Source organism: Peribacillus sp. NPDC058002 (genome assembly GCF_042886655.1).
GTDB lineage: Bacteria > Bacillota > Bacilli > Bacillales > DSM-1321 > Peribacillus > Peribacillus aracenensis.
Genome location: NZ_JBHVQU010000309.1, coordinates 1 through 3,700, shown reverse-complemented (window position 1 = coordinate 3,700; position 3,700 = coordinate 1). Strand labels below are relative to the sequence as shown.

General features: G+C 33.9%; 3 protein-coding genes and 1 pseudogene. All 4 read right to left on the bottom strand.

What is annotated here, in order from left to right:
* A pseudogene (locus ACFVSH_RS24055) lies at positions 1–459 on the bottom strand (phospho-sugar mutase); the annotation flags it as partial.
* Between the two features lie 588 nt (positions 460–1,047).
* A complete protein-coding gene (locus tag ACFVSH_RS24050; protein ID WP_387708245.1) occupies positions 1,048–2,400 on the bottom strand; it encodes a glycosyltransferase in 1,353 nt (450 codons plus the stop codon).
* Positions 2,369–2,725: a hypothetical protein gene (locus ACFVSH_RS24045; protein WP_387708243.1), complete on the bottom strand. Its 357-nt coding sequence runs from the start codon at positions 2,723–2,725 to the stop codon at positions 2,369–2,371. The genes ACFVSH_RS24050 and ACFVSH_RS24045 overlap by 32 nt, the downstream gene beginning before the upstream one ends.
* Positions 2,726–3,238: 513 nt before the next feature.
* A partial coding sequence (locus tag ACFVSH_RS24040) for an NAD-dependent epimerase/dehydratase family protein (protein ID WP_387708241.1) occupies positions 3,239–3,700 on the bottom strand: 462 nt, incomplete at its 5' end.

Genomic DNA, 3,700 nt, shown 5'->3' with positions numbered 1-3,700 from the left:
CAGATATTCAGGGGGATTATGGCTTGCTGTAATGACGATACCGGCAAATGCACCCAGCTTACGTACGGAAAAAGAGAGCTGGGGGGTAGGACGTAATTCATCAAATAAATAAGCTTTAATTCCCATTGTTGCCAAAGTCCTGGCTGCTTCCAATGCAAATTCGGGAGACTTATGTCTTGAATCGTAAGCAATTACGACTCCTCTCGATTTTGCCTCGTTTCCAAACGATTGAATATACTCAGCAAGTCCTTTAGTCGCTTTTCGCACTGTATAAATGTTCATCCTATTAGTACCTGGACCCATTTCCCCTCGCATACCACCCGTCCCAAATTCCAAATTTTTATAAAAGGCGTCTTCAAGTACTATTTCATCATCCTTCATTTCTTCAAGCAATAAACGAATTTCATGATTTAAATGGGGGTAACTTGTCCAAATAGTATACGAATGCTTCCAGCTCATTAAAATACAGCTCCTTCCAACTTTGCGTTGTTTGACATTTCTTTACTCCTTGATCTTATACATATTGTTGGAGACCAATTGAGTATGAAATCTAAAAAGCCATCGTTCCTATAGCATCCATTCCGATATCATTTTTTTATCTTCCTTTAGTACCTCTTTTGCAACGAGTTGTAGAATCGGCAAATCTCCTCCCTCCAAAGCTGTTGGTTACGATTTATTCATATTCCCAACCAATACTTTGGAAAGAGGTCATTTATGCTTCATTACTGCTTTTTTAAGAAGAGCGAAAATACGGCTGGTTTCGCAAAAATCCAGTTGCGAAATCTGGAAAAATCACAAATTTCTTTTATAATATCAGAATCCATATCTTTTGGTGGTAATCTCTATACTTTTGTATCTGTTCGAAATTGTAATGAAATCTGTACAAGTGGATTGAATATTAATGCTATTGCCCATATTAAAATCACTTGCATTTCCCTACAAGCTTCGTAAATCCTCAATATAACCCATGGCACTCCCTTTATCTAACAACTATTGGGCATCCAGCCTTGTTTTCTCGTAACTTTTTTTTAGTTTTACTTACTTGATTCATTTTTTCTTTTCCTTTTTCTTGTTCTTTTTCTTTTCCTTTTCCTTTTCCTTGTTCTTGTTCTTGTTCTTGTTCTTGTTCTTTTCCGTTTCCTTTTCCTTTTCCGTTTCCTTTTTCTTCTCCTTGTTCTTGTTCTTTTCCTTTTCCGTTTCCGTTTCCTTTTCCTTTTCCGTTTCCTTTTCCGTTTCCTTTTCTGTTTCCTTTTCTGTGTTCTTTTCCTTTTCCGTTTCCTTTTCTGTGTTCTTTTCCTTTTCCGTTTCCTTTTCCGTTTCCTTTTCCGTTGAATTAACGAGTGAATATAATCTTTGTTGCTCCATAATTTGTTTATTGATATCAAATTTTTCTTCAATAACTTTCCGTGCTCTTTCCGTATAGTCGTTCCAAACCTCTGGATGTTCTAAAAAGAATTGTATGCCTTTCGCTAATTCAATATCATTTTTTTCTGGAGCCAGGTATCCTGTTTTCTGGTGTTCAATTAATTCAGGGATACCCGCATGTTGAGTAGAAACGACAGGTAACCCGCTAGCCATTGCTTCTTTTAAGGCATTAGGAATGCCTTCAATATCACCATTTTTAGCAGTCTGACTTGCAAGGCAAAAGATATGAGCTTTTTTCAATTCGTTCGAAACTTGTTTTGAATTCATAGCTCCTCTAATAATCACAGCATCTTTAAGGTTAAATTCTGTAATGACCGATTTAATTTTATTCTCATCTTCACCTGCTCCGATAATATGCAGTCTAGCATTTGGATATTGTGTATAAATCCGTTTAAATGCTTTTAAAAGAGTGATATATCCTTTTTTGTCTACAAGTCTACCTACAGACAAAACTCTTATTTCGCCTTCTTTAGGTGGTTTGGGGGTAGAATAGGCGAAAAGATCCAATTCGATACCTCCATATAACCCATGAATTTTATCGTCCGGAATTCCTAAACTTCTTAATCCTTGTGCAAGATATTGACAAACAGGGAAAAAGTGTGCACCATGTTTAATTAATGATGAATATCGCTGGGCATTTTTCTTGAAAATTTCTGGTCTGTCAGAACCATCGCGCCCTCTAATGCTAACGATTAATGGGATATTATATTTTTCACAAACAGGCAAAATTTCTTGTCCATGTTTTCCGTGATGAGCATGAATGGCTATGATTTCCTGTTCTTTGAAGAATTTTTCTAGATCTTTAATCTTGTTTAAATTATAGTAGTTTTTAAAGGGGAATTCTGTATGGTTGGTATCATCGAATGGGCCGATTACGATTGAGCGATAGCTACTTATCTTTACGATTTGATTATATATAAAACGTTGGTGTGTTTTAATGTTTTCACTTACATAATAAGCAATGGTTTTCATCATGCCTCAGTCCCTTTAACAAGAAATTCATATTTCTCTTCTCGCGTTCTGCTAAAACTAATAGTTCTTGATAATTACCTATTTTTTTTATCTTTCCTTGTTCTCCAATTTGTTTCACTTGCTTGTGATATTCATGAGTGAAAATGGAATCAGCTTTAGAAATGTCTTTGTATGGTAGGTCTTCAGAACAAACTATAAAATTGTTTTTAAACAGAGGATTTAATTTGAATAGAGGACTTTTTGTAGAATGACATGTAAAGGACTTCATGAGAAAATCTAAATGCTTCTTAAGAATTGCCAATGATGTTTTCATATTTTCAGGGTTCAAATTACTTTCTCCTTTTATTAACTTACAAATTTTCAATTAATCTTTTTGCATGCATATAATTTACCCTTCTATTTATTATTAGATTTTGGATTTTTACACAATATATTTTTATTTATATTGAAATGTATTGCCATGCATACTTTAAATCTACTTAAACCGAATCTGTCTTCATTCATCGTTTTCACATGGACATTTTTTAATTTTCAGCATTTTATTAATGGCATTCGTTAATTGGCCTTCCATACCAACTCAAGGATTAAAAAAACAAGAAAAAATAAATGGTGTCATTGAAGCTATATTTGAAGGCGGATCGTTTGATGGTTTTCACAATTTTAAAACTTGACCTATTCCGAATTATTTCTTCTCAAGGCCTGACACCATTACCTTATCTTTGTTATTCTTTCAAGTTGAGGTGTTTGAAATTTTTTATACCTTTCTGTCTGAAACAGAAATTCCATTATTATTTTTTATCCACTAAAATCTCACTTATTAAAATTCACTGCTTCTTTTTTCTTATTTATTATAATTTTTGTACCAATTCACAAAATGAGTTAAACCTTCTTCTATTGTTGTTGAAGGATAGAACCCCACATCAGCATGCAAATCGGCAATATCTGCATATGTCTCCTTAACATCTCCCGGTTGCATCGGTAAGAATTCTATTTTTGCCTTTTTTCCAATTAGTTTCTCTAATGTGGTAATGAAATCCATTAATTTTATCGGCTTATTGTTACCAATATTATAAACTTTGTATGGGGCATAACTTGAACTTGGGTCAGGGTAAGCTCGATCCCATCCAATATTATAAACCGGTGGCTTATCAAGTAGCCGGATTATTCCTTCAACAATATCATCGATATAAGTAAAGTCTCTTCTCATATCTCCATTATTAAAAACCTTTATTGTTTTCTCTTCAATAATATTTTTAGTAAAAGAATAATAAGCCATATCTGGCCTCCCCCATGGACCATACAC